We start from the raw sequence: 24593 nt of genomic DNA on the forward strand, positions 1-24593 counted from the left end.
TTGTATACATTCAGGCGCTCTAGGTCACCGTAGTCGCTGACCTCAAGCCAAGCGCACAGCGTGAGCCATGTGGTCGATAGACTCTCCCCATGGCCGAAGTCCAGTGGCACAGTATCGAACCCGCGCCCGTTGTGCTCATCGCGGGCAAGGAAGCGCTCCTCGCCCAGCGCGCGCTCGAACGCATCGTCCACCTCAGTCGCGAACGCCACGCGGACCTTGAGGTCCACCGTTTCATCTCGACTGAGATCTCGAAGAGCGACTTGCTCCAATGCACGGCCCCCTCGCTGTTCGGCGAGCCCCGCCTCGTCATCATCGACGAGGTCACGCGCGGCGCGGAGCCTCTCATCAACGCTCTTATGGAATACGTGAAGAGTCCCGAGCAGGACGTCACGCTCGTGCTCATCAATCGCGGTGATCAGCGCGCCAAGAAGCTCCTCGACGCCGTGAAGAAATCGGGTGCCCCGTGGGTGAACGCAGCAGAGATCAAAACCGCGAAAGCGAAGATGACCTTCGCGATGAGCGAGTTTTCACGCGCGCGGCGCCGCGTCAACTCCGATGCGGTCAAAGCCCTCGTCGATGCCTTTGGGGCGGACCTCATGGAACTAGCGGCCGTGAGCACCCAACTCATGCGCGACACCGAGCCCGAGTCGGGGCAGCAGGCTGGTCCCATCACGCTGCGGCACGTCGAGGCTCTTACGGCAGGTCGCGCGGAGACAACGGGTTTTGCGATCGCCGACGCCTGCCTAGCCGGCAAAGAACGCGAAGCGCTCGTGCTGCTTCGCCAAGCCGAACTCTCGGGGCTGTCTCCCGTTGCTATCGTCGCGACGATTGTGCGCAAGGCCAGGCAGGTGGCGCAGGCAGCGATTCCCGGTGCGTCGGCAAAGAGCACAGGCATGCAGGACTGGATGTTCCGCAACAACGCTCAGCTCGCCCGCCACTACTCGGAGCGAGCGCTCGCCTCGGTGTTCGAATCCCTCGCTGCAGCGGATGCCGCGGTCAAGGGTAATGATCGTGACCCAATGTGGGCGCTTCAACGCCTTATCGTTGAGATTTCGCGCGCGAGGAGGAGCCGGGCATGAATCGTTTCGACTGGAGAACCGCTCTGTGGGTGGTGGGTGGTGCGCTTCTCACGCTTCTTCTCGTGCTGTCGTTCGCGAAGGACCTCGTCGCGCAGGTGCGGATCATCTTCGGCTAGGTAGGTCGACGCACGGGTCGATCCATTGCCGACAAGGCAACGAAAAAGGCCCCGCCGAAGCGGGGCCTTACGTCAGGCTAAAACGCGAGAACTATGCTCACTTCTCGAGCGTCGCTACAAGCTTTGCGAGACCCGACTTGCGGTTTGCAGCCTGGTTCTTGTGGATGACGCCCTTCGACACAGCCTTGTCGAGCTTGCGCGAAGCCTCACGAAGAGCCTTGGTCGATGCTTCCGCATCGCCGGCAGCGACCGCGGTGCGAACCTTGCGCACGTAGGTCTTGAGCTCGCTGCGGTACGCCTTGTTGCGTGCCTGAGCCTTCGCGTTGGTCTTGTTGCGCTTGATCTGGGACTTGATGTTTGCCACGAGGTGCCTTTTCTAGATGTTGAGGTGAAACGCCGCTCATGAGAGGTGCTCGCGCTCGACGGGGACGGGCGGTGGGGTGTCGCCTGGAGACGTCAAACGTTCGCATCACGAACGGAAAAACTCACGCCGGCGCATGCAGCACTCTGCCCCAGAGACACGAAAGGGGCGAAAGTGCGCCGCACGCAGCGCAGTATGTTCACACATACAGCCGTCAACTTTACCAGCGGCTGCGGCGAAAGCCCAGAGCTTCAGCTCACCAACCGTGCTCTTCGCGTGTGGCATTAGCCACCCGGTCGAAGCGGGCCTTGTCGAGCTTGCCGCCCTCTCGTCGCACTTTCGCTGCTTCGAGTCTAATGAGGCGATCGACTCGCACCTCCGAAGGGCGGTGCTTGGCATCCCACGAACCGGTGCCGATGTCCACCCAGCGGTTGCCGTATTCATCAGTGTGATCGCCCTTGCCGCGGTCGCGTGAGGTGAGCATGAGTGCCACGATCACGCCGTTGCCTTCGTCGGCAAGCACGAGTACGGGGCGGTCTTTGCCCTTCGAGGGGTCTTCCTCGAACGGTACCCATGCCCACACGATTTCACCCGGATCCGGATTGCCATCAGCGGAGGGTGCGTACGTGATGGTCAGGGGAGCGTTGCCGGCACGGTCGGGGAGAGTGGTTCGGGCGTCGCTCGCGCGAGCATCGGCGTACGAATCTGGCCCGACGCTTGCCCGGCCACCGTCGGAACCCCTCATTTTTCCTTCGAGGGTGCGCACCCCCTCCCGCGCAAGGCGGCGCGCGGCGCGTTGCACTTGACGGTTTCGGGCAAGGGAGCCCGCGATGGACCGGAGGGAGGAGAAAAGGCTCATGATGTGACCGTATCAACCCGTGCGCGGGCCCGCGCGAACGGGCCAAAACTGTCCGTGCATGGGACAATGGAGTCATCTATGCCCGTCGAAAGGATTCCCGTTGACTAGCGCCCCCGCGAACATGCGCGAGATTGAGCCAGCCGCGACCTCCATGGAGAGGATTCGCAACTTCTGCATTATCGCGCATATCGATCACGGAAAATCGACCCTCGCTGACCGGATGCTCCAGCTCACCGGGGTCGTCGACGAGCGTGCGATGCGGGCCCAATACCTCGACCGCATGGATATCGAACGCGAGCGCGGCATCACGGTGAAGAGCCAGGCCGTGCGCATGCCGTGGGTCGTGGATGGCGAGGCCTATGCGCTCAACATGATCGACACGCCGGGTCACGTGGACTTCACCTACGAGGTCTCGCGCTCGCTCGCAGCATGTGAGGGCGCGATCTTGCTCGTTGATGCTGCGCAGGGCATCGAGGCGCAGACCCTCGCGAACCTGTACCTCGCGCTCGATAATGACCTTGAGATCATCCCCGTGCTCAATAAGATCGACCTGCCCGCCGCTGATCCCGAAAAGTACTCCGCGGAGATCGCCCAGCTCGTGGGCTGCGACCCGGAAGATGTGCTCAGGGTTTCCGGCAAGACCGGCGAGGGTGTGGAGGCACTTCTCGATCACGTTGTGCGCACGATCCCGAAGCCCCACGGGCAGATCGATGCGCCCTCGCGTGCGATGATTTTCGATTCCGTGTACGACACGTATCGGGGCGTTGTCACGTACGTGCGTGTGGTCGACGGGCAACTCGACCCGCGTGAGAAAATCCAGATGATGTCGACCGGTGCGACTCACGAACTGCTCGAGCTCGGCGTGATTTCACCCGAGCCGAAGCCCACGAAGGGGCTTGGTCCCGGCGAGGTCGGATACCTCATTACGGGCGTAAAGGATGTGCGCCAGTCGAAGGTCGGTGACACGGTGACCGCCGCGCTGCGCGGCGCCGAAGAACCGCTACCCGGCTACTCCGAACCGAAACCGATGGTGTTCTCGGGGCTCTTCCCGATCGACGGCTCCGACTACCCGGCGCTGCGCGACGCGCTCGACAAACTCAAACTCAACGACGCCGCGCTCAACTACGAGCCAGAAACCTCGACCGCGCTTGGCTTCGGCTTCCGCGTGGGCTTCCTTGGGCTGCTTCACCTTGAGATTGTGCGCGAGAGGCTCGAGCGCGAATTCAACTTGGACCTGATATCGACCGCGCCGAGCGTGATCTACCACGTGACTATGGAGGACGGCACCGAAGTCCAGGTGCTCAACCCTTCGGACTTTCCCGAGGGCAAGGTGCACGAGATTCGCGAACCCGTCGCGAAATCTACGATCCTCGTGCCCAAGGAATTTGTGGGCACCGTTATGGAACTGTGCCAGTCCAAGCGCGGAGCGATGAAGGGCATGGACTACCTGAGCGAAGACCGCGTGGAGCTTCGGTACACCCTTCCCCTTGCCGAAATCGTGTTTGACTTCTTTGACCAGCTCAAAAGCCGAACGAAGGGCTACGCCTCTCTCGATTACGACGTGCAGGGTGAGGAAGCGGCAGACCTAGTCAAGGTTGACATGCTCCTTCAGGGCGAGACGGTGGACGCCTTCAGCGCGATTGTGCACCGCGATAAGGCCTACCACTACGGCGTCGAGATGGCCGGAAAGCTCAAGAACCTCATTCCTCGCCAGCAGTTCGAGGTTCCGATCCAGGCGGCGATCGGCTCGCGCATCATTGCGCGCGAAAACATCCGCGCGATCCGCAAGGACGTGCTTTCCAAGTGCTACGGGGGCGACATCTCCCGTAAGCGCAAGCTGCTCGAGAAGCAGAAAGAAGGTAAGAAGCGCATGAAGTCGATCGGCTCGGTCGACGTGCCGCAGGAGGCCTTCATCGCGGCGCTGCGCTCGGATGGCGGCTCGTCCGACGGCAAGAACAAGTAAGGGGACGAAGATGAACGTCGAACCGCTTTCGGTCGCGATTGCCCAGGGCCCCGCGCGCGTGCTCTCGACGTGCACGGTGGACTCGCTCTTCCACGTCGAGGAGACGGGCATTCGCTCGGGAATCAGCAAAGTTCCGCGAGAAGAAGGCATCAAGCTGCTCACGCACGGCGTGCTCGGCGACGTGCAGGGCGATACCGAACACCACGGAGGCCTTTTCAAGGCCGTATACGCCTTTGCGCGCGAAACGCGGGAGGAACTTGCGCGCCGGGAAGGTTTGAGCGGATTGCCCGACGGTGCCTTCGGCGAAAATCTCGTCACGGAGGGTATCGATACCGACGAGGTCATCATTGGCTCGCGCTGGCGCATCGGCGGGGCAGAGCTTGAGGCAAGCGTGCCGCGCCAGCCCTGCAAGACTTTCGCCGTGTGGATGGGGCGCTTCGCCAAGCAGGCGGGAATTGAGCCCCAAGGGCCATGGGGCCGCCGCTTCAATGCCTACGGAAAGTCGGGGGCGTACTTCCGCGTTGTACGCGAGGGCGTTGTGCGCCCGGGTGACGAAATCGAAGTGCTTTCGGTTCCCGAGCACGGCGTAAGCATAGGCGAGATCTTCCGCGGTCTCTCGAGCGAGATCGATCCGGCGAGCGCCAAGGCGCTCCTGAGCTGGGCGCGAGACACGGAAACGCCCGTGTACACGTCGATGGCGAGGGGATGCCTCGCGGCGCTTCAAAGCGCCAATATCGCGTTCGAGTTCCCCGCCTCGCTCATCACCGATGGCCGGGGAAACTAGCGCGAACGACCGAGGACTCTCGGTTTACATTCACGTGCCGTTTTGCGCGGTGCGTTGTGGGTATTGCGACTTCAACACCTACACCGCAAAAGAGCTTGGCGGGGGAGGTTCGCAAGCTGAGTATCCGGATAACGCGATGCGCGAAATGGAGCGCACGCTCGCGGACGATCAAGCGTCGGGCTTCACTTACGACCGCGTTGACACCGTGTTCTTCGGAGGAGGTACCCCCACCCTCCTGCCCGCCGAGGAACAGGCGCGCATGCTCGCCCACCTCGACTCGCTTATTCCTCTCGCCCCGGGCGCCGAGGTGACAACCGAGGCGAACCCCGACTCCGTCACCCGAGACTCCCTCTTCCGCCTCGCCGATGCTGGGTTTACGCGCGTGAGCTTCGGCATGCAATCGGCCGTGCCGCGTGTGCTCGCGATCCTCGACCGTACCCACAACCCCGAATCCGTCCCGAGGGCTGTCGCGTGGGCCCGGGAGGCGGGCCTTCAGGTGAGCCTCGACATGATTTATGGGACGCCGGGGGAGACGCTCACGGACGTCGAGACCACCATCGGGGCGATAACCGAGATGCAGCCGGATCACGTGAGCGCCTACTCGCTCATCGTCGAGGGCAACACCAAAATGGCTCGCCAGCTGCGCCGCGGCGAACTCAGCGAGCCCGATCCGGACTTCATGGCCGATGCCTACGAGCTCATCGCCGACCGCACGCGAGCCGCGGGCTTCGAGTGGTATGAGGTCTCGAACTTCGCGCGCGGCGACGAGTTTCAGTGCCGCCACAACCTCGCCTACTGGCGGGGCCGCGACTGGTGGGGGATCGGCCCCGGCGCGCATCGACACCGCGACGGCTACCGCTCGTGGAACCTCAAGCACCCCTCACGCTATGCCGCGGCCCTCGCCGCCGGGCGTTTGCCCGTTGACGGGTTCGAGAACGTTTCGCTGGAGGATCGCGCGCTCGAGCGCCTCATGCTCGAGATGCGTATAAGGGAGGGTTTCGAGGCGGCGAGCAACCCGCTTACTTCACGTAGCGAGGCACGCGAGGTGCTCGTGCAGCACGTGGCAGAGGGGCGGTTGGATGCGAGTGCATGGGATAGCGGGATCGTGAGGCTTTCCGACGCCGGCCGGCTTGTCGCCGATGCCATTACGCGCGATATCGCAGCGCTCTAACGCGCGCCGCCGCCACCAATCAAACCCCCACAACCCCTATGGAATTCAGGGATTGGCGGTGACGAAGTCGATCAGTTCCTCGATACGGCCGCTAAGGGTTGGCTCGACATCCGCGTACGAGCGCACCCGCCCGAGAATCTTCTGCCAGCCTTCGGCGATGTCCCCTTGCGACTCGGCGGGAAGTCCGAGCGCTCTGAGCGAGCCGACTTTGATGTCCGTTCCCTTGGGGATGTGGGGCCACTTCTCGAGCCCTACGCGCGCGGGTTTCACGGCTTGCCACACATCGACGTATGGGTGACCGAGGATGAGAACGTGCTCTCGCATCCCCGGCTCGCGCATGACGCTCTCGGCGATGCGGGTTTCCTTGGATCCCGCAACGAGGTGGTCCACGAGAACGCCGAGCTTGCGGTCCGGCCCCGGCCGGAAAGCCCGAACGCGCTCGAGAAGGTTATCGGCGCCATCGAGCATTTCGACAGCTACGCCTTCGATGCGCAGGTCGTGCCCCCACACCTTCTCCACGAGTTCGGCGTCGTGCTTGCCTTCGACCCAAATCCGGGAGCCACGCGCGACGCGGGCACGGGCTCCTTCGACATAGGTTGAGCCCGACGCGCTTCGTTTAGGGCCCGACGTTTGCCGAGCAGCCGTCGGACCGCCGCTCGTGGGCGGGGTCAAGCGAACGGGCCTTCCATCGATCAGAAAACCAGGGCCGAGGCGGAACGTGCGTAGGCGCCCGTGACGATCCTCGAGTTCGACGATGTGGATACCGCCCGACTTCTCCACGCGCGTGACGGCGCCGACCCAGCCGGTTTGGACATCCTCGACAACGAGCCCGCGCTCGGCTGGGACATCCCTGCTCGCGGGGCGTTTCGGGTGAAAGGCATCCCCGGTACCGGAAAGGACGTCGTGGCCGTATCGATCGATATTCACGGCGCTTTACGCTACCAGGGGCGTGTTCGCTCACAGGGGATCGCCACACCGTGCAAGGGTCGCGCGCTACGCGTAGTATTGGCACTCGAAGCCTGTGACTGCTAACGCGCGAAAGGATGAGAAGTATGGATGAGCGCAAGCTCAGCATCCTCGGCGCAATCGTGGAAGATTACGTGGCGACTCGCGAACCGGTGGGCTCGAAGTCGTTGCTCGAGCGGCACGAACTCGGCGTCAGCGCGGCGACCGTACGCAACGACATGTCCGTGCTCGAAGAAGAGGGCCTCATTATGCAGCCCCACACGTCGGCAGGTCGCATTCCCACCGACAAGGGCTATCGCGTTTTCGTCGACTACGTCGCGCAAGTCAAGCCCCTCTCGGCTCCTGAACGGCGCGCGATTCAGACGTTTTTCGACGGCGCCCACGACCTTGACGACCTTCTTTCGCGCACGGTGCGCCTGCTGTCGCGTCTCACGAATCAAGTGGCGGTCGTGCAGTACCCGGCGCTGCGACAAGCACACGTGCGCCACGTTGAGCTCGTGAAGACATCCGAGACTCTCCTGCTCGTCGTGCTCATCACAGACGCGGGGCGCGTTGATCAGCAGACGATCTCGCTCACACACCCCCAAGAGGCCGCCTATTACGAGAGGCTTCGCGAGCGCATTAATCGGGTATGCACGTCAAGGCCCGTGACCTCCGTGGGAGGGGATCTAGACGCACTCCTCGACGCGGAATCCGAATCGACCCGCGCCGCGGCGACCGAGGTGCTCGACACGCTCGGAGAGCTGCTCGCCTCTCGCCGCGAGGATCGCATGATCGTCGGCGGAGTCTCGAACCTTGCGCGCGGCGAGCAATTCTCTCGCGAGGTCGGGCCGATGCTTGACCTGCTCGAGGAACAGCTCGTGCTCCTTCGACTCCTCGGCGAAATGCATTCGAACTTCGGCGAGGTCGATGTGCTGATCGGCGAGGAACTCAGTAGCGTTTCGGGCGATGCCCTTCAGCGAGCGGCCCTTGTGGGGAGCGCCTATACCGAAACTGCGGGCGCCGCTTCCCCCTCCTCGCGCATCGCGATCCTCGGCCCCTCGAGCATGGACTACGTGACCTCGATTTCTTCCGTGCGCGCTGTCGCGCGGTACATCTCCCGTTTCATCGGTTAAGAACTGAACCCAACTCTCAAGGAACCACACTTCGTGAACGACGACTTTTACGAGATCCTCGGCGTCTCAAAGGACGCAAGCGCGGACGAGATCAAGAAGGCCTACCGCAAGAAGGCCCGCAAGCTGCACCCCGATGTCAATCCCGATCCCGCCGCAGCCGATCAAATGAAGAAGGTCTCCCAGGCATACGAGACCCTCTCCAACCCCGAAAAGCGTCGAATGTACGACATGGGCGGTCAGAACCCATTCGGGGGCGGCGGCTTCGGTGGCTTCGGCGGGGGAGCGACGTTCGATTTCTCCGACCTCTTCGATGTATTCGCGGGTGCGTCAGGAATGAGTGGGCGCGGGCGTGGCCCGATCCCGCGCGAACGCCGCGGTAACGACATCCTCCGACGCATGACACTCGAGCTTGATGACGTCGTCTTTGGCTCCGAAAAGGAGCTGACGTTCCCAACGGCTGTCACGTGTAATCGCTGCCACGGTAATTGCTGTGAGCCCGGAACGGAGACGAAGAAATGCACCGTCTGTAGCGGAAGCGGCCACGTGCAGCGCACGGTGAACTCTCTGCTCGGTCAGATGGTGCAACTCGCGCCGTGTTCGGCCTGTCAGGGTCATGGCACGATCATCGAGAATCCTTGCAGCGAGTGCCAGGGGCACGGCCGTGTGCAGGACGAGCGCACGATTACGCTGCGCGTTCCCGCGGGCATCGATACAGGTCGCCGCATCCAGCTTCGCGGGGAGGGCGAAGCGGGTGAGGCTGGCGGCCCCGCAGGTGACCTCTTCGTCGAGGTGCGCGTCAAGGAACACGAGATCTTCCATCGCGAAGGCAACGATCTGCTCGCGCGCCTCACAATTTCCATGGTTGCCGCGGCCCTCGGCACGAAGGCCACCCTCACGACCTTCGACGGCGAGCGCGAGGTCGAGATCAAGGCCGGAACTCAACCCGGTGACGTGATTCGGCTCCGCGACCTCGGCGTCACTGCGTTGCGCGGCGATTCTCGAGGCGACATCCTCATCGAAGTGGGCGTCGAGATCCCGAAGAAACTCTCGGGTGCCGAAAAAGATCTCCTCGCCAAGTTCGGCGAGATGCGTAACGAACCTGACCTGCGCTCGGCGGCGAAAAATGCTCAGCACAGCGACGGCGGCGTGTTCGCGAAACTCCGCGAGAAATTCCGCGATCTGTGAGCCTCAAGAACTTCCTTCTCCTCGAGGGGACTCTCGAGGACGCCACCGCCGGAACCTCAATCGAGATTGGCGGGGACGAAGGCCACCACGGGGCGCGCGTCATGCGGCTTCGCCCGAGCGAGAGCATCCTCGTGACGGACACGGACGGTTACCAGGTGGAGGCTACCGTCACGAGCGTATCGAAGAGCAGCTTCGACATTCAGCTGTGCAGCGCGCCCACGCACCAGCCAGCGCCGGAGACGACATTTGTGCTCGTCCAAGCGCTCGCTAAGGGCGGCCGCGACGAATCGGCGATTGAAATGGCGACCGAACTTGGCGTTGACCGCATCGTTCCCTGGCAAGCTGATCGCAGCGTCGTCCAATGGAAAGGCACGAAAGAGGATAAGGGGCTTGAGAAGTGGCGTGCGCGTATCAACGCCGCAGTTAAACAGTCTCGTCGCGCACGCATCCCCGTGCTCGAGCCCGTCGTCACAAGTGACGATCTCGCTTCCCAAATCGCGCGTGCAGTTGACAGCGGATCGACGGTTCTTGCCCTGCACGAGAGTGCAACCGTAGGACTCGGGGCACACCTACGCGATCTCAACCCCGCCGCGGGTACGCAAGAAGGCATTCCTCGCGACGTCTGGGTCATCGTCGGGCCCGAGGGCGGTATGAGCGACAGCGAGATCGACCGGTTTACTCGGGCTGGTGCCACGCAGACGCTTCTGGGCACGGAGATTCTTCGGGCCTCGAGCGCGGGCCCCGCGGCTCTTGCGGCCCTGTGCGCAGTAACCGGGCGGTGGCAGTAGCCCCACCGCGATACTGACTGCCTTCACGGCTCGCGGCCGGCGAGCGTCGGAAGCACAAGCCGCGCGGGCACCCGACTACTAGACTGGTGGAACCAGCGCCCACACGAGCCGCCACGCGCCAGTTTCCGGCACCGTGCGGCGGCAGCCCTGAGGAGGAACCGATGACCACGACCGCACCAGACTGTGTCTTTTGCAAAATCGTTGCCGGCGAGATCCCGTCGACCAAGGTTTACGAGGACGCCGACGTCGTGTGCTTCAAAGACCTTGAGCCGAAAGCTCCGGTTCACGTGCTCGCCGTGCCGAAGGAACATTACGCCAACATCGTGGAGCTCTCGGCCAACAAGGACCTGCTCGCTGCGGTCGTCAAAGCAGCGGGCTCAGTCGCGAAAGAACATGCCCGAGGCGAGTTCCGCTTCCTCTTCAATACCGGTGAAAGCGCTGGCCAAAGCGTTTTCCACGTGCACGGGCACATTCTTGCCGGTAAAGCCCAATCCGAAGGAGACCTCTTCTAACCGTGCAGGAGACCACCGAAATCCTCGAACGCTACGTCGCAATCCCCGACCACTTGCGTCCCGTCGCCGTTCTCGGCGCGAACGATCAGGCACTCAACGTCATCGAGAAGATCATGCCCGACATCGACGTGTCGATGCGCGGCCACCAGATCACACTGCGCGGCCCCGAAGGCTCGCTCGATCGCGCTGCCGCCATCATGAACTCTCTTATTGAGATCGCCGCAAGCGGCGAAACCGTGACGGGCGAAGCCGTCCACCGCGCCGCAGAACTCTACGGCGATGATCGGCGACGTGACCAGCACGTGTCGGCGATCCTCAGTCAATCAGTTCTCTCCGCACGAGGGCGCACGATTAGGCCGAAGACGATCGGCCAGAAAGAGTACGTGGACGCAATCGATGAGAACACGATCGTGTTCGGCATCGGCCCCGCAGGCACCGGAAAAACGTACCTCGCGGTTGCGAAAGCCGTGCGTGCACTTCTCGATAAGCAGATCAACCGGATCATCCTTACGCGCCCCGCGGTCGAAGCAGGCGAGCGCCTCGGATTTCTCCCGGGCACGCTCAACGAGAAGATCGATCCCTACTTGCGCCCCCTCTACGACGCGCTTCACGACATGCTCGACCCCGAGTCCATCCCGCGGCTCATGGGTGCGGGAACGATTGAAGTTGCGCCGCTTGCCTACATGCGCGGGCGTACGCTTAACGATGCGTTCATCATCCTCGACGAGGCGCAAAACACGACACCCGAGCAGATGAAGATGTTCCTGACCCGCCTGGGTTTCAACTCGACCATGGTGATCACGGGCGATGCGACCCAGGTGGATCTTCCCGGAGGCACTAGCAGCGGCCTCAAAGTCGTCGAACGCATCCTCGGTAAGGTCGACGACATTGCCTTTTGCCACTTGAGCTCGAAGGACGTCGTGCGCCACCGACTCGTCAGCGACATCGTCGACGCCTATGCGCGTTGGGATCTTTCCGAGTTCTCACCGAAGAAGAAGGGGAAGCGATGAGCATCGAAGTCAACAACGAAACGACCGCTCAGATCGATGCCCGCGAGTTCGTTGATCTAGCTCGCTACGTATTCGAAGCCATGTTCTTGCACCCGGCCACCGAACTGTCGATCACGTTTGTGGACGAGAAGGCAATGAGTGAACTCCACGAGGAGTGGATGGACCTCGAGGGGCCCACCGACGTCATGAGCTTCCCCATGGACGAACTTCGCGAAGGACGCGAAGGGGAGCTCGCCCCCGAGGGCCTCCTCGGGGACATCGTCATCTGCCCCACCGTCGCCGCGCAGCAAGCCCGTATTGCCGGCCACAGCTCTGAAGAAGAAATGCTTCTTCTGCTCACTCACGGCATCCTTCACCTGCTCGGCTACGACCACGTCGAGCCCGAGGAAGAGCGTGTGATGTTCACGCTCCAGCGCAAGCTCCTGTTGACGTTTCTCGCTGGCCGTGGCTCTCGCGTGGGCATCTGCGATACCGGCGGCCCCGACGCATGAGTGCCATCGCTTTTCTCGTTCCACTCGCTATCGTCGCGATCGTCCTCGCGGTGTGCTTCTCGGCCGCTGACGCCGCGCTCAGCACGCTTTCGCGCCACAGTATCGAGCGCTACTTCGAAGACGAAGAAAAGAAGCGGGACCGCATCCTCACGATGCACGACGACACCCACACGACGTTCGCCACGATCGCGCTTGGGCGCGTTCTTGCCGAAACGACCTACGCTGTTGTCATCACGGCATTCATGTTCGAACGGCTCGAGGGACTGTGGCTACCACTCCTCCTCGCGATTACGGTGACCTTCCTCGTGTCGTTCATGGGAGCCTCCGTGTCGCCCCGCACGCTAGGCAGGCGTGCCCCCGAGAAAACGATCTCGGCTCTTTCCCCGCTTGTCCGTTTCGCCCGGGTCGCCCTAGCCCTTCCTGCGAAGGTCCTCATCCACATTTCGAATGCCTTCACTCCCGGCGGGAAGGTCGCGGGTGGACCGTTCGCGACGGAGGAGGAGCTTCGCCACTTCGTGGATCGCGCGAGTGAAACGGAAGCGCTCGAGGACGACGAGCGCAACATGATCAAGGGCGTGTTTGATCTTGACGACACGATGATCCGCGAGGTCATGGTGCCCCGAACCGATATGGTGACGATCGACGCGGACGCGACCGCGAACAAGGCCATGCGCCTGTTCGTCCGTTCGGGGTACAGCCGAATTCCCGTCATCGGCGAAGAGGGCGTCGACGACCTGCTCGGCATGCTGTACTTCAAAGATGTGATGCGTGCGATCCATTCGCCGTGGGATCCCGGCGGCGATCGGCCCGTCACAGAGATCATGAGGCCCGTGAAGTTCTACCCGGAGTTCCTCACTGCCGATCGCGTCATGGAAGCCATGCGTACCTCTCGCGTGCACGTTGGTATCCCCGTCGATGAATACGGTGGTGTTGCCGGCATCGTCACGATTGAGGACATCCTCGAAGAGATCGTGGGGGAGATTGCCGACGAGCACGACCGCCGCGAGCAAGAGGCCGAGAAGGTCGCCGAAGGCGAATACCGCGTTCCCGCGCGCATGACCATCGTCGAGGTCGGCGAGCTGTTCGATCTCGAGATCGAAGACGACGACGTTGACACGATCGGTGGTCTCCTCGCGAAAACCATCGGAAGGGTGCCGATCGTGGGCGCCGAGGGTACTGCCCACGGTTTACACATGGAAGCGGATCGCACGAGTGGCAGACGCAAGCAGGTCTCAGCAATTCTCGTCAGCCGCGCCCCGCGCGATACCGGTGACGAGTCGCACGAGAGCGACGATTAGGAGAGCAAAAGTGGAAACCGTGCATCGAAGTGGCTTCGTCGCTCTCGTCGGCAGGCCCAACGTCGGCAAATCGACGCTCACGAATGCGATGGTGGGGGACAAGGTCGCGATTACGAGCTCGAAACCTCAAACGACGAGGCGAGCCATTCGAGGGATCGTCAGCCGCGAACACGACCAGATCATCATCGTCGATACCCCGGGCGTCCATCGCCCCCGCACTCTTCTTGGCAAGCGCCTCAACGATCTCGTGCGCGAAACCCTAGCCGAGGTTGATGTCGTGGGCTTTTGCCTTCCGGCTGACCAGAAGATCGGGCCCGGCGATCGCTTTATCGCCGAGGACCTTCGACAGTTGCGTGGCAACCGTCGGAGCCCGGCGATCGTGGCGATCGTGACGAAGGTAGATCTCGTGAGCCGAGACGAGCTCGCCGCTCACCTCATGGAGGTTGAGCGTTTTGTCAAGGCTGAAGACATCGTTCCCATCTCCGCGCTCGAGGGTGAGCAGATCGACGTGCTCATGGATGTCATTGCCTCGCATCTTCCCGAGGGCCCAGCGCTTTACCCGGATGATCAACTCACGGAGGAGAGCGTGAGCGACCGTATCGCGGAGCTCGTGCGCGAGGCTGCGCTCGAGGGTGTGCGCGATGAACTCCCGCATTCCCTCGCCGTTGTGGTCGAGGAGATCGTGGAGGAGTCGCTCGATGGTGATCCGTTCGCGGAGGTGGCGCCCGGCGAAGGCAGGCTCGTGGTGCGCGTTTCACTCTTCGTTGAACGCGACTCCCAAAAGGGAATCGTGATCGGCAGGGGCGGTAAACGTCTGAAGCAGGTCGGTACGCGGGCGCGGCGTGGCATCAGGGATCTCATGGGTCGCCCGGTCCATCTCGATATTCGGGTGAAGGTCGCCAAGGATTGGCAGCGGGACCCCAAGCAGCTCGGTCGCCTGGGCTTCTAATTTTTCGAGCCGTTTCGTCTCACAGTTCGAGTGTCCGACGGTTGCCGCTCTCGCATTGCTCGCCCCAGGTGTAAGGTGACGGCCATGAACCGCGAAGCTCGTATCGTTGCCGCAACTGAAGATCCGCGCACGCCCGTTCTCGGGCAGCACGGGGATGCGCCCCAAGCGCCCTCTGGTATGCCAGTCAAGCGGTATCTCCCGTTTCACGAGCAGATTCCCTTCACGCTTGAGGGGCGCGAGTGGCCAAACCGCGTGATTACCCGTGCGCCGCGCTGGTGTGCGGTGGATCTTCGCGATGGTAACCAGGCACTCATCGACCCCATGAACACCGAGCGGAAGCTCAGAATGTTCAACCTTCTCGTGGGGATGGGATTCAAGGAGATCGAGATCGGGTTTCCTTCGGCGTCGCAAACGGACTTTGACTTCTGCCGCACCCTTATCGAGCAGGATCTCATTCCGGATGACGTGACGATTCAGGTGCTTGTCCAGTGTCGTGAGCACCTGATTGAGCGCACGTACGAGGCGCTCCAGGGCGCTAAGCGCGCAATCGTGCATTTTTACAACTCGACATCGATCGTGCAGCGCGATGTCGTATTCCGCGCGAACGAGGACGAGGTTCTCGACATAGCCGTGCAGGGGGCGTTGCTCTCGAAGAAATACGAGGAGTCGCTCGATGGCTGCGACATCACCTACGAATACTCGCCCGAGTCATTCACCGGCACGGAGCTCGAGTACGCGGCACGCGTGTGCAACGCGGTCATCGACATCATCAAACCGACCCCCGAGAAGAAGATCATTATCAATCTTCCGGCGACGGTCGAGATGGCGACCCCAAATGTGTACGCGGATTCCGTCGAATGGATGGATCGCCATTTGCACGCACGCGAGAGCGTCGTGCTTTCGCTTCATCCCCACAATGACCGCGGCACGGGGGTAGCGGCGGCCGAGCTCGGTTACCTCGCGGGGGCGGACCGCATTGAGGGGTGTTTGTTCGGCAACGGGGAGCGAACGGGTAACGTCGATCTCGTGACGCTCGGCCTCAATCTTGCGACGCAGGGCGTTGATCCTCAACTCGATCTGTCGAATGTGCCGGAGATTCGCCGTACGGTCGAACATTGCAATCAAATCGGGGTCCATGAGCGTCACCCGTACGGCGGCGACCTTGTGTTTACCGCTTTTTCGGGTTCGCACCAGGATGCGATCAAGAAGGGCCTTGAGCGCATGGACACCGATGCGCAGCGCGCGGGTGTCGAGGTGAGCGAGGCGACGTGGCGCGTACCCTACTTGCCCGTTGATCCCAAGGACATCGGCCGCAGCTACGAGGCGGTTATCCGGGTGAATTCGCAGTCCGGCAAGGGTGGCATGGCGTACCTCCTGCGCACCGAGCACGGACTCGATCTTCCTCGCCGCCTGCAGATCGAGTTTTCGACCATCGTGCAACGCCGCACCGACACTGCCGGTGGTGAAGTGACTCCAGCCCAGCTGTGGGAGGCGTTCGTCGACGAGTACCTTCCCAACCCCGATGCGTCCAAGCGCTGGGGACGCTACGGCTTCAGGGGGCTCACCCAGCACTCTGAGGGCGAAGGGACAGACAGAATTGCTGTGCAGCTTCGCGTCGAGGATCACGAGAGCACGATCGAGGGCCTCGGTAACGGCCCGCTCGATGCGTTTGTGAAGGCGCTCGCCTCGCGCGGGGTCAAGGTACGGATTCTTGACTACGCCGAGCACGCACTGAGCGAGGGCGATGACTCGCTCGCCGCGGCGTACATCGAGGCCGAGATCGGCGAGTCTATCTATTGGGGCGTGGGCATTGACGGCTCGATTACCAGGGCCTCACTTCAGGCGCTAATTTCGGCACTCAATCGTGCCGCGCGCGCGGGAATTCTGTAGGGCCGCTCGCAGGTGGCATCGAGGCTGTACCGCGACGATGCGATCGTCCTTCGAACCCAAGACTTGGGGGAGGCCGATCGCATCGTTACGCTCTATTCGAAAAACCACGGGAAGATCCGCGCGGTCGCGAAGGGAGTGCGGAAAACCTCCTCCCGCTTTGGCGCGCGCCTCGAGCCTTTCCAGCGTGTCGACGTGCAGTGTCATCGTGGACGCTCCCTCGATACCGTTTCGCAGGTCGTGACGATCACCGCGTACGCCGAGCAGATCGCTGGCGACTACGCGCGCTACACGGCAGCGGCGGCTATGGGCGAGCTCGTGGAGAGACTCACGAACGAAGGATTCGACCCTACGAGCGCGCACTACATGATGCTCGTTGGGGCACTGCACGCGCTCGTGAATTCCGGGCGGCCGCCCGTGCTCGTCCTTGATGCCTTTTTGCTGAGGAGCATTGCGATGGCGGGTTGGCGCCCGGAGCTTCGCAACTGCGCTGTGTGCGGGGCAGAAGGGCCGCACCAGGCATTCGATGTGAGCCAAGGTGGCGTCGTGTGCCGAGAATGCCGGCGCCCCGGCGCCGTGGCAGCGCGACCGAGCGTGACCGAACACATGATCTTTTTACTCGCGGGAGACTGGGACGAGGCCCTCGCAACCGACCCTGCTGCGCAGGCAGAAGCGGGCCGTCTCATCGCGCGTATTCTTTCCTATCACCTTGAGCGGCCGCTTGCTGCCCTAGAATTGGTGGATCGATCCATCGAAAGCGCGCCGGCGCTAAAGGAGAACGCGTGAAAGCCAGCTACGTGAACCCGCCCGAACACCCCTCGGGGGAGAAGGCCCCGGTTCTCGAGGAACGCTTCATCCCGAAACACGTCGCTGTCGTCATGGACGGCAACGGACGCTGGGCTAATAAGCGGGGTTTGCCTCGCACAGAGGGCCATGCCGCCGGCGAGGCGGCGCTTCTTGACGTTGTTGCCGGGGCGATTCAGGCGAACGTGACGCACCTGAGCGCCTACGCGTTTTCGACGGAAAACTGGTCGCGCTCCCCGAGCGAAGTCCGTTTTCTCATGGGCTTTTCGCGGAGCGTCTTGCGGCGACAGCGAGACACGCTCCATTCGTGGGGAGTGCGCATAAAGTGGATCGGCCAGGCAAAACGGCTGTGGCCTAGCGTGATCAAAGAGCTGCGTGAAGCGGAAGAACTCACGAAGCACAACACGGGGCTCACGCTGTATATGTGTGTCAATTATGGCGGTCAGGCGGAGCTCACGGATGCGGTCCGTGAGATCGCGACAAAGGTCAAGAACGGCAAGCTTTCGCCGTCGCGCGTCAACGAGAAGACGATTCGCGCCCACCTCTACGACCCCGACATGCCCGACGTCGATTTGTTCATTCGCACCTCGGGTGAGCAGCGCACCTCGAACTTCCTTTTGTGGGAGGCTGCCTACGCCGAGATGCTTTTCGTTCCCGAGCTGTGGCCGGACGTCGATAGGCGGACCCTCTGGCGCGCCATTCTCGACTATGCCAAACGTGACCGTCGATTTGGAGGGGCGATAGACAAAGTTGCGACGTCCGAAGGCTTCGAAGAGTAGGGTGCGCTAGCTGTCGCGCTCGGCTTTGCCGCTTTCCATTTCGGGGAGCAGCGGGGCGCGCTCGCCCGTCACGACACGTTCGTGCGCGAGCTCTCTCGTGGCGCGGTTTCGCTCGGCGCGTTTGCGAAGGATGTAGTACGTCAGTAGTCCGACGGCTGCCACGGCTATAGCCACCGCCACGTAGGGATTGGTGAGGGCTACCCTCCACCACAGGGCAAATGCGGCAAGACCTACGGTCGCGTAGATAACGGCCCACGCAAACCCGCCGATCAGGAGGGCCGGGAGGTAACGAGCCAGTGGCATGCGTGTCACTCCCGCCGCGAGGTTGGCGGCCGTTTGGAAGCCGATCGTGAGGAAGCTGAGCGCGACGATCGGCGCGCCCCATTTGTTGACCTTTTCTGCGGCGTTTTCAACCCGCGGGCTCGTGAGGATCGCGTGGAAGCGGCCGCGGTCCGCGAGTGTATAGGCGAATCTTCCCAGAAGATACGTGCCCCCAGCGCGGCAGTAGATCACGACCATGAGGAAAGCGATCGCGGGAAGAAGGGGAAGGGAGTTGATCCAATCGAGCATTCCAGCAGGAGACGCCTACTTCGCCGCGGACGACGCCGAGCAATCGGGGCAAAGACCAAAGATTTCGAGCGTGTGCTCGATCTGGGTGAAGCCATTCTCCTCAGCGACCTTATTTGCCCACCCTTCAAGCTCGGGCGGAAGGAACTCGATGGTCTTGCCGCATGTGCGGCACACGAGGTGATGGTGGTGCGATTCGGTCGTGCACTGACGATAGATCGCTTCGCCCGAATCGGTGATGATGACGTCCACGAGACCAGCGTCGACGAGCGGCTGCATGTTCCGGTACACGGTTGCGAGCCCCACCGACTCTCCGTCGGCTCGCAAAAGGTCGTGTAGCTGCTGCGCCGTCATGAAATCCTGTGCTGATTCGAGCGCGCCCAAAATCGCGGTGCGCTGTTTAGTGGTGCGGAGTGGTTTTGCCACGACAATCACGTGCCCTTCGGTTCGTGCGAGATTCGCGCGCGGCCAATACCTGCCTGCGCGAGAACTCCCAGGATATAGAACCCAATCGCAATCAGCACGATCACGCCACCAGGCGGAAGATCCACGTACACGGTCAGGAGGAGCCCGCTGACGGCACAGACGACGCCAAGGAGCATACTCACGCGCATCGTGCGCGTGAATCCGCGAACGACCTGTTGCGCTGCCGCGACCGGCACAATCATGAGAGCGGACACCATCAGGGCACCGACGATTCTCATCGCGAGGGTCACGGTGAGCGCAGCCATAATGGCGATCACCACGTTCACGGCACGTACGGGAAGACCGATCGCTCGCGCGTGCTCTTCATCGCTCGTGACGGCGAACAGAAGTGGGCGCGCGCCGACGCCGACGAGAAGAATGACGAGTGCAAGAGCGAGCGCAACCCACAGATCGGAGTGCGTGACCGTCGCGAGTGACCCGAAGAGATATGCCATGAGGCTCTGCGACGTGCCCCCAGCAAGTTGAATGATCACGACTCCGCCAGCGATGCCGCCGTAAAAGAGTATCGCGAGGGCTGTGTCGCGGCTCGTATGGCCGACCTCGCGCACGTACTCGATGAGCACGGCACCTATGACACTCGCGGCAAGCGCTCCCGGGATCGCGAGCGCATCGCTACTGGAAAGCTGGAAGATCGAGCTAGCAAGCCACCCGATTGCCACACCCGTGAGCGCGACGTGGCCAAGCCCGTCGCCGAGAAGCGAAAGCCGCTTTTGCACGAGATAGGTGCCCACGACGGGCGCTGTAAGCCCCACTAGTACCGCGATGATGAGGGGGTAGCGGACGATCGGCGAGAGAAGAAGGTCGAGGGGGCTCACGGGTGAATCTCGTTCCCTAGGCACTGGTCGATGGTCTCGTTCACGTGGTGCTTTCCGTCCTCGCTCTCGCTTGCATCCGCATGCGGATCGTCGTGGGGGAGTGGGCCGTCGTGAACAATTCGACCTTCCTCCATCACGATTGCGCGCGTAATGAGGTCGCGCAGCGGGTCGAGATCATGGAGCACGACAACGACAGTCGTCCCGCGCTCGTGGAGCTTGCCGATGAGCTGAGAGATGTTCTCTTGAGTCGCGGCATCGACCCCGGTAAAGGGTTCGTCGAGGACAAGAATGCGTGGCTCCCGCACGAGAGCGCGAGCGATCATGACGCGCTGACGCTGACCACCGGACATCTCCGTGACGGCGCGGCTCGAAAGAGCACCGAGCCCCACGAATTCGAGGGCACGCTGGACCTTGTGCTTCGGTGCCCGGGTGAACAGTCGCGTGCTCGTGAGTAGGCCGCTCGCGGTCGTCTCGTACGCGCTCGCCGCAATATTTCCGCTGAACGCGGCCATTTGTGGCACGTATCCGATCGCGTCGTGCACACCCCGCGTGGTCGAGGGGCGGCCGAGGATCTGGGCGCTTCCACCCGAAAGGGGCAGCACCCCGATCATGGCCTTGAGAAGCGTCGACTTACCCGAGCCGTTCGGCCCGAGAATGGCGACGACTTCGCCCTCGTTAATGCGGGCTGTGACGTCCTTGAGGACGACGTTGCCGCCGCGTTTGAGGCTCACATGTCGAACCTCAAACGCGGCGGCGTCGTGAGTGGTGGCGCTACTCACTGCCAGGAAGCAACGAGTTTGTCGGCGTTGTCTCGCATGACCTGAGCATAATCTTTCTTCTCATCGAGCTGCGTCTCAAGATTGTCAAGTTCCTCCGCCTTCGCGCCCGTGCGGCTCGCGAGCGCCTCAGCGACGGCGGGAGTCGCCGAGGTCTCGAAGAAGACGGTCGTCAGCTTCTCCTTCTTGACGAGATCAGCGAGCTCGAGCAGACGTTCGGTCGAGGGCTCGTTTTCAGGGTCAATGCCCGCGATGCCGATTTGATGAAGGTCGTAGGTCTTTGCGAGGTAGGCGAACGCGGTGTGGCTCGTGATAAAAGCCTTCTCTCGCGTCACGGAGTCGTACTTTTCGTGGAGCTCTTCGTCGAGCTTCGTGAGCTCCTTTTCGAGCGATTCGTAGTTCTTCGCGTAGTCCTTGGCGTGATCTGCGTCGATCTCGGAGAGAGTGTCGGCGAGTGCCTTTGCCGCCTTGATCATGCGGTGCGGGTCCTGCCAAAAGTGCGGGTCGATGCCGCCGTGATCGTGATGATGTTCGTGGCCACCGTGCTCGTGATCATGCTCGTCAGAGTGCTCATCGTGTTCGTGTTCGTGTTCGTGTTCGTGTTCGTGCTCGCCGCCGCCGTCACTCGCCTCATGCTCGTGATCGTGTTCGTGTTCATGCTCTTGAGCATGCTCATCGCCGTGTTCGTGCTCGTGCTCCTCACCGCTTGCGGGCAGAATGTCCACAAACTCGTTGAGGTTCAGAAGCTTCTTCGGCTTGTGAGCCTTGATGGCATCGTCGACGGCTGTTTGGTAATGCTCGATCTGCACCACGAGGTCGGCATCGGCCATTTGCGCAACCTGCTGCACCGAGAGCTCGAGGCCGTGAGGGTCGATGCCCGGCTTCACCGGGTTGATGATTGAGACGTGCTTACCGCCGATCTTCTCGGCGAGGTACTGGGTGGGGTAGCACGTGATCATGACCGAAACATCGCCGGAACCCGAGGAGGCGTCGGACCCCTTCGCGCCACCCGACGTGCCGCCACACCCGGCAAGAAGTGCCGCAAGCGAAAGCCCGCCGCCGAGCGTGAACGCGCGGCGAGAAATGGGGGAAGGCATGCCTGAAAGTGAGCGTGAATCATTCATGAGAACTATTATCAATGATTGTTGTGGTGTGCGGCAAATCTTCGCCTACCTGCGTGCAAGAAGGATCAACCTTTCGGCGGTTTCTGGTTAGGGTGGAACAAAGCGCGCAAGCCATGCGTGCCCATCGTTCCAAGGAGATCTCGTGGCGAAGCCCCAACCGTCGAAGCTCGATAACGTCATCGCCCTCGCGAAGAAGCGCGGATTCGTGTTCCCCGCCGGCGATATTTACGGCGGCACGCGTTCGGCGTGGGACTACGGCCCCCTCGGTGTTGAGCTCAAGGAGAACATTAAACGCCAGTGGTGGCGCACGTTCGTGACTTCGCGCGCCGACATGGTGGGCCTCGACTCCTCAATCATCCTGCCTACTCGCGTATGGGAGGCCTCGGGGCACGTCAAGACCTTCACGGACCCGCTCATCGAATGCCGCAGCTGCCACAACCGCTTCCGCGAGGATCACCTCGTGGAGGAGTTCGAGGAACGCAAGGGGCGTAAAGCCGAGGGCATGAGCGAAATCCCATGCCCGAACTGTGGCACCAAGGGCGAGTACACCGAGCCCCAGCAGTTCTCGGGCCTCATGAAGACTTACCTCGGCGCGGTCGACAACGAGGAGGGCCTGCACTACCTTCGCCCCGAAACAGCGCAGGGCATTTTCGTCAACTTCCTCAACGTCGTCACCGCTGCGCGCGTGAAGCCGCCTTTCGGCATCGGCCAGGTCGGCAAGTCCTTCCGCAACGAGATCACTCCGGGCAACTTCATTTTCCGCACCCGCGAATTTGAACAGATGGAGATCGAGTTCTTTACCCCGCCGGAGCAAGCCGGCGCATTTTTCGACGAGTGGGTCGAGGCGTGCGAGAAATGGTTTTTCGATCTCGGTATCAAACCGGAAAACATTCGCCGCTTTGACGTTCCGGAAGGGGAGCGTGCCCACTACTCGGATGCCACCATCGACCTCGAGTACCGCTTTGGTTTCCAGGGCAGCGAATGGGGCGAACTCATGGGCGTCGCTAACCGCACTGACTTTGACCTCGCAAGCCACACGGAAGCTTCGTGCACGAAGATGCAGTACTTCGACCAGGCAAGCGGCGAACGCTACACTCCCTACGTCATCGAGCCGTCGTTTGGCCTTACGCGTTCGATGATGGCGTTCCTTATTGACGCCTACGAAGAAGACGAGGCTCCCAACACCAAGGGCGGAGTCGATAAGCGCACCGTTCTCAAACTCGATCCGCGCATCGCGCCTGTCAAGGTCGCCGTGCTTCCGCTATCCAAGAGTGAGGATCTTCAACCCACCGCGCACAACCTCGCCTCGGAGCTGCGCGGGCTGTGGAACATCGAGATGGACCTCTCTGGTGCGATCGGTCGACGCTATCGTCGCCAGGATGAAATTGGCACGCCTTACTGCGTTACGGTCGACTTCGACACACTCGACGATCAGGCCGTGACCGTGCGCGATCGAGACACCATGGCTCAAGAGCGCGTAGCCCTCTCCCAGATCAAGGGCTACCTCGCCGAGCGTCTTGCAGGATGCTAGGGAGCTCCTTTCACGCATGAGTCGTTCCCTCACGATTGGTCCTCACACGAGCGACACTCCCGTGGTTCTCGCCCCGATGGCGGGCGTGACGAACATGCCGTTTCGTCTCCTCTGCCGCGAGTTCGGCGCGCTTCACTCGGAAAACGACGGTGGGTTTTTCGTCTCCGAAATGGTGACGAGCCGCGCGATCGTCGAACGCCACCCGGAAACAATGCGTCTCGTGACGATGGGGGAGCGGGAGACGCCTCGCTCCATTCAGCTATACGGCGTTGATCCCGCGACCATCGCAGCTTCGATTCGCGTGCTGCGCGAGCTTGATCTCGTTGATCACGTGGACCTCAATTTCGGTTGCCCCGTTCCTAAGGTCACCCGCAAGGGCGGCGGTGCGGTGCTTCCGTGGAAGACTGAGCTGTTCACCCGCATCGTGACCGAGGCCGTGAAGGCCGCCGAGGACGTCCCCGTGACGGTCAAGACCCGGATGGGCGTCGATGACTCGCACCTCACCTATCTCGACGCGGGACGCATCGCGGAAGAGGCCGGTGCCGCGGCGATCGCGCTCCACGGGCGCACGGCCAATCAGCATTATTCGGGGCATGCTAGGTGGGACGCGATCGCGGAGCTGAAGCAAGTGGTCACGAGCATTCCGGTGCTCGGAAACGGGGATATCTGGAGCGCCGAGGACGCTTTGCGCATGGTCGAGCAGACGGGGTGTGACGGCGTGGTCGTCGGCCGAGGCTGCCAGGGGCGGCCGTGGCTCTTCGCCGATCTTGCCGCGGGATTCGCCGGCAAACCTGATCGAGTGAAACCGACACTCGGGGAGGTTGCCCAGGTGCTCATTCGCCACGCCGAGCTTCTGATCGAGTTCTTTGAGGACGAAGGACGAGGCGTGCGTGATCTGCGCAAGCATGTCGGCTGGTACTTCAAGGGGTACCCGGTGGGTGGCAAAGCACGGCACGCCCTTGCGACCATGGAATCGCTCGAGGACCTCAAGGAGAAGCTTGCTGGTCTCGACTGGGACGCACCGTACCCGGGTGAGCCGGTTGAAGGCCCCCGCGGGCGAGCAGGGCACCCGAAGCGCACCCACATGCCCGACGGCTGGCTCGATTCGCGCGAAATCTCAGAAGAACACCGCGCCCGTTTGCACGAGGCGGAACTTTCCGTCTCGGGAGGTTGAGAC

Annotated in this window: 25 protein-coding genes; 17 read left to right on the forward strand and 8 right to left on the reverse strand. The window is 62.3% G+C overall.

All coding sequences use genetic code 11. The features are described 5' to 3' along the window. Window positions 1-89 precede the first annotated feature (89 nt). The gene (gene holA, locus DEHOM01_RS05430) at window positions 90-1079 is read left to right on the forward strand and encodes a DNA polymerase III subunit delta (RefSeq protein WP_061211858.1); all 990 of its coding nucleotides are present in this window, start codon (window positions 90-92) and stop codon (window positions 1077-1079) included. 213 nt (window positions 1080-1292) lie between these two features. Here holA and rpsT read toward each other — a convergent pair whose 3' ends face one another. Further along, window positions 1293-1559, reverse strand: coding sequence for a 30S ribosomal protein S20 (gene rpsT, locus DEHOM01_RS05435; protein WP_016664452.1), 267 nt, complete (start codon window positions 1557-1559; stop codon window positions 1293-1295). A gap of 253 nt (window positions 1560-1812) precedes the next feature. Further along, window positions 1813-2301: a type II toxin-antitoxin system PemK/MazF family toxin gene (locus DEHOM01_RS05440; RefSeq protein WP_369405730.1), complete on the reverse strand. Its 489-nt coding sequence runs from the start codon at window positions 2299-2301 to the stop codon at window positions 1813-1815. A 235-nt stretch (window positions 2302-2536) separates the two neighbouring features. On the opposite strand from DEHOM01_RS05440, the gene lepA reads away from it, so the two are divergent. The 3 genes from lepA to hemW are packed head-to-tail and all read left to right on the forward strand — an operon-like array spanning window position 2537 to window position 6333. Further along, window positions 2537-4378 carry a translation elongation factor 4 gene (gene lepA, locus DEHOM01_RS05445; RefSeq protein WP_061211860.1) on the forward strand — a complete coding sequence of 614 codons (1842 nt, stop codon included), beginning with the start codon at window positions 2537-2539 and terminating at the stop codon, window positions 4376-4378. A gap of 10 nt (window positions 4379-4388) precedes the next feature. After that, the gene (locus DEHOM01_RS05450) at window positions 4389-5162 is read left to right on the forward strand and encodes an MOSC domain-containing protein (RefSeq protein WP_061211861.1); all 774 of its coding nucleotides are present in this window, start codon (window positions 4389-4391) and stop codon (window positions 5160-5162) included. Continuing rightward, window positions 5146-6333: a radical SAM family heme chaperone HemW gene (hemW, locus tag DEHOM01_RS05455; protein WP_061211862.1), complete on the forward strand. Its 1188-nt coding sequence runs from the start codon at window positions 5146-5148 to the stop codon at window positions 6331-6333. Before DEHOM01_RS05450 ends, hemW begins: the two co-directional genes overlap by 17 nt. A 45-nt stretch (window positions 6334-6378) precedes the next feature. On the opposite strand, the gene DEHOM01_RS05460 is transcribed toward hemW, so the two are convergent. Then, window positions 6379-7260, reverse strand: coding sequence for a DUF3097 domain-containing protein (locus DEHOM01_RS05460; RefSeq protein WP_061211863.1), 882 nt, complete (start codon window positions 7258-7260; stop codon window positions 6379-6381). Window positions 7261-7385: 125 nt separating this feature from the next. On the opposite strand from DEHOM01_RS05460, the gene hrcA reads away from it, so the two are divergent. From hrcA to DEHOM01_RS05515, 11 genes are all read left to right on the forward strand, one after another. After that, the gene (gene hrcA, locus DEHOM01_RS05465) at window positions 7386-8414 is read left to right on the forward strand and encodes a heat-inducible transcriptional repressor HrcA (protein WP_061211864.1); all 1029 of its coding nucleotides are present in this window, start codon (window positions 7386-7388) and stop codon (window positions 8412-8414) included. A 33-nt stretch (window positions 8415-8447) separates the two neighbouring features. After that, the gene (gene dnaJ, locus DEHOM01_RS05470; RefSeq protein WP_061211865.1) at window positions 8448-9599 is read left to right on the forward strand and encodes a molecular chaperone DnaJ; all 1152 of its coding nucleotides are present in this window, start codon (window positions 8448-8450) and stop codon (window positions 9597-9599) included. Then, complete coding sequence (locus DEHOM01_RS05475) at window positions 9596-10387, forward strand: 16S rRNA (uracil(1498)-N(3))-methyltransferase (protein WP_061211866.1); 792 nt, start codon at window positions 9596-9598, stop codon at window positions 10385-10387. Before dnaJ ends, DEHOM01_RS05475 begins: the two co-directional genes overlap by 4 nt. A 161-nt stretch (window positions 10388-10548) precedes the next feature. After that, window positions 10549-10899: an HIT domain-containing protein gene (locus DEHOM01_RS05480; protein WP_061211867.1), complete on the forward strand. Its 351-nt coding sequence runs from the start codon at window positions 10549-10551 to the stop codon at window positions 10897-10899. 2 nt (window positions 10900-10901) lie between these two features. After that, window positions 10902-11909 (forward strand): PhoH family protein, encoded by a 1008-nt coding sequence (locus tag DEHOM01_RS05485; protein WP_016664463.1) that lies wholly within the window; start codon window positions 10902-10904, stop codon window positions 11907-11909. Further along, window positions 11906-12400, forward strand: a complete 495-nt coding sequence (ybeY, locus tag DEHOM01_RS05490) for an rRNA maturation RNase YbeY (RefSeq protein WP_061211868.1) — start codon at window positions 11906-11908, stop codon at window positions 12398-12400. The genes DEHOM01_RS05485 and ybeY overlap by 4 nt, the downstream gene beginning before the upstream one ends. Continuing rightward, window positions 12397-13698 carry a hemolysin family protein gene (locus tag DEHOM01_RS05495; protein ID WP_061211869.1) on the forward strand — a complete coding sequence of 434 codons (1302 nt, stop codon included), beginning with the start codon at window positions 12397-12399 and terminating at the stop codon, window positions 13696-13698. The genes ybeY and DEHOM01_RS05495 overlap by 4 nt, the downstream gene beginning before the upstream one ends. A gap of 10 nt (window positions 13699-13708) precedes the next feature. Next, the gene (era, locus tag DEHOM01_RS05500; protein ID WP_052126893.1) at window positions 13709-14647 is read left to right on the forward strand and encodes a GTPase Era; all 939 of its coding nucleotides are present in this window, start codon (window positions 13709-13711) and stop codon (window positions 14645-14647) included. A gap of 177 nt (window positions 14648-14824) precedes the next feature. Further along, complete coding sequence (gene leuA, locus DEHOM01_RS05505; RefSeq protein ID WP_061211988.1) at window positions 14825-16537, forward strand: 2-isopropylmalate synthase; 1713 nt, start codon at window positions 14825-14827, stop codon at window positions 16535-16537. Between the two features lie 12 nt (window positions 16538-16549). Beyond that, window positions 16550-17320, forward strand: a complete 771-nt coding sequence (recO, locus tag DEHOM01_RS05510; protein WP_061211870.1) for a DNA repair protein RecO — start codon at window positions 16550-16552, stop codon at window positions 17318-17320. Next, on the forward strand, window positions 17317-18117 hold the full coding sequence (locus DEHOM01_RS05515; protein ID WP_061211871.1) for an isoprenyl transferase: 801 nt from the start codon (window positions 17317-17319) through the stop codon (window positions 18115-18117). Before recO ends, DEHOM01_RS05515 begins: the two co-directional genes overlap by 4 nt. Window positions 18118-18123: 6 nt before the next feature. On the opposite strand, the gene DEHOM01_RS05520 is transcribed toward DEHOM01_RS05515, so the two are convergent. From DEHOM01_RS05520 to DEHOM01_RS05540, 5 genes are read right to left on the reverse strand one after another with little or no spacing between them, the layout of a single operon-like run. Next, window positions 18124-18687, reverse strand: coding sequence for a DedA family protein (locus tag DEHOM01_RS05520; RefSeq protein ID WP_061211872.1), 564 nt, complete (start codon window positions 18685-18687; stop codon window positions 18124-18126). Between the two features lie 15 nt (window positions 18688-18702). Next, window positions 18703-19110, reverse strand: coding sequence for a Fur family transcriptional regulator (locus DEHOM01_RS05525; RefSeq protein ID WP_269472711.1), 408 nt, complete (start codon window positions 19108-19110; stop codon window positions 18703-18705). 5 nt (window positions 19111-19115) lie between these two features. Beyond that, complete coding sequence (locus DEHOM01_RS05530) at window positions 19116-19985, reverse strand: metal ABC transporter permease (RefSeq protein ID WP_061211873.1); 870 nt, start codon at window positions 19983-19985, stop codon at window positions 19116-19118. After that, window positions 19982-20764 (reverse strand): metal ABC transporter ATP-binding protein, encoded by a 783-nt coding sequence (locus DEHOM01_RS05535; RefSeq protein ID WP_052126894.1) that lies wholly within the window; start codon window positions 20762-20764, stop codon window positions 19982-19984. Before DEHOM01_RS05535 ends, DEHOM01_RS05530 begins: the two co-directional genes overlap by 4 nt. Beyond that, a complete protein-coding gene (locus DEHOM01_RS05540) occupies window positions 20761-21885 on the reverse strand; it encodes a metal ABC transporter substrate-binding protein (protein WP_082738738.1) in 1125 nt (374 codons plus the stop codon). Before DEHOM01_RS05540 ends, DEHOM01_RS05535 begins: the two co-directional genes overlap by 4 nt. Before the next feature lie 142 nt (window positions 21886-22027). Between DEHOM01_RS05540 and DEHOM01_RS05545 the strand changes: the two genes are divergently transcribed. Together DEHOM01_RS05545 and dusB are read left to right on the forward strand one after the other, a co-directional pair. Then, on the forward strand, window positions 22028-23416 hold the full coding sequence (locus tag DEHOM01_RS05545) for a glycine--tRNA ligase (protein WP_061211875.1): 1389 nt from the start codon (window positions 22028-22030) through the stop codon (window positions 23414-23416). Between the two features lie 16 nt (window positions 23417-23432). Further along, window positions 23433-24590 carry a tRNA dihydrouridine synthase DusB gene (gene dusB, locus DEHOM01_RS05550; RefSeq protein WP_061211876.1) on the forward strand — a complete coding sequence of 386 codons (1158 nt, stop codon included), beginning with the start codon at window positions 23433-23435 and terminating at the stop codon, window positions 24588-24590. Window positions 24591-24593 lie beyond the last annotated feature (3 nt).

The organism is Dermabacter hominis NBRC 106157 (assembly GCF_001570785.1).
GTDB lineage: Bacteria > Actinomycetota > Actinomycetes > Actinomycetales > Dermabacteraceae > Dermabacter > Dermabacter hominis.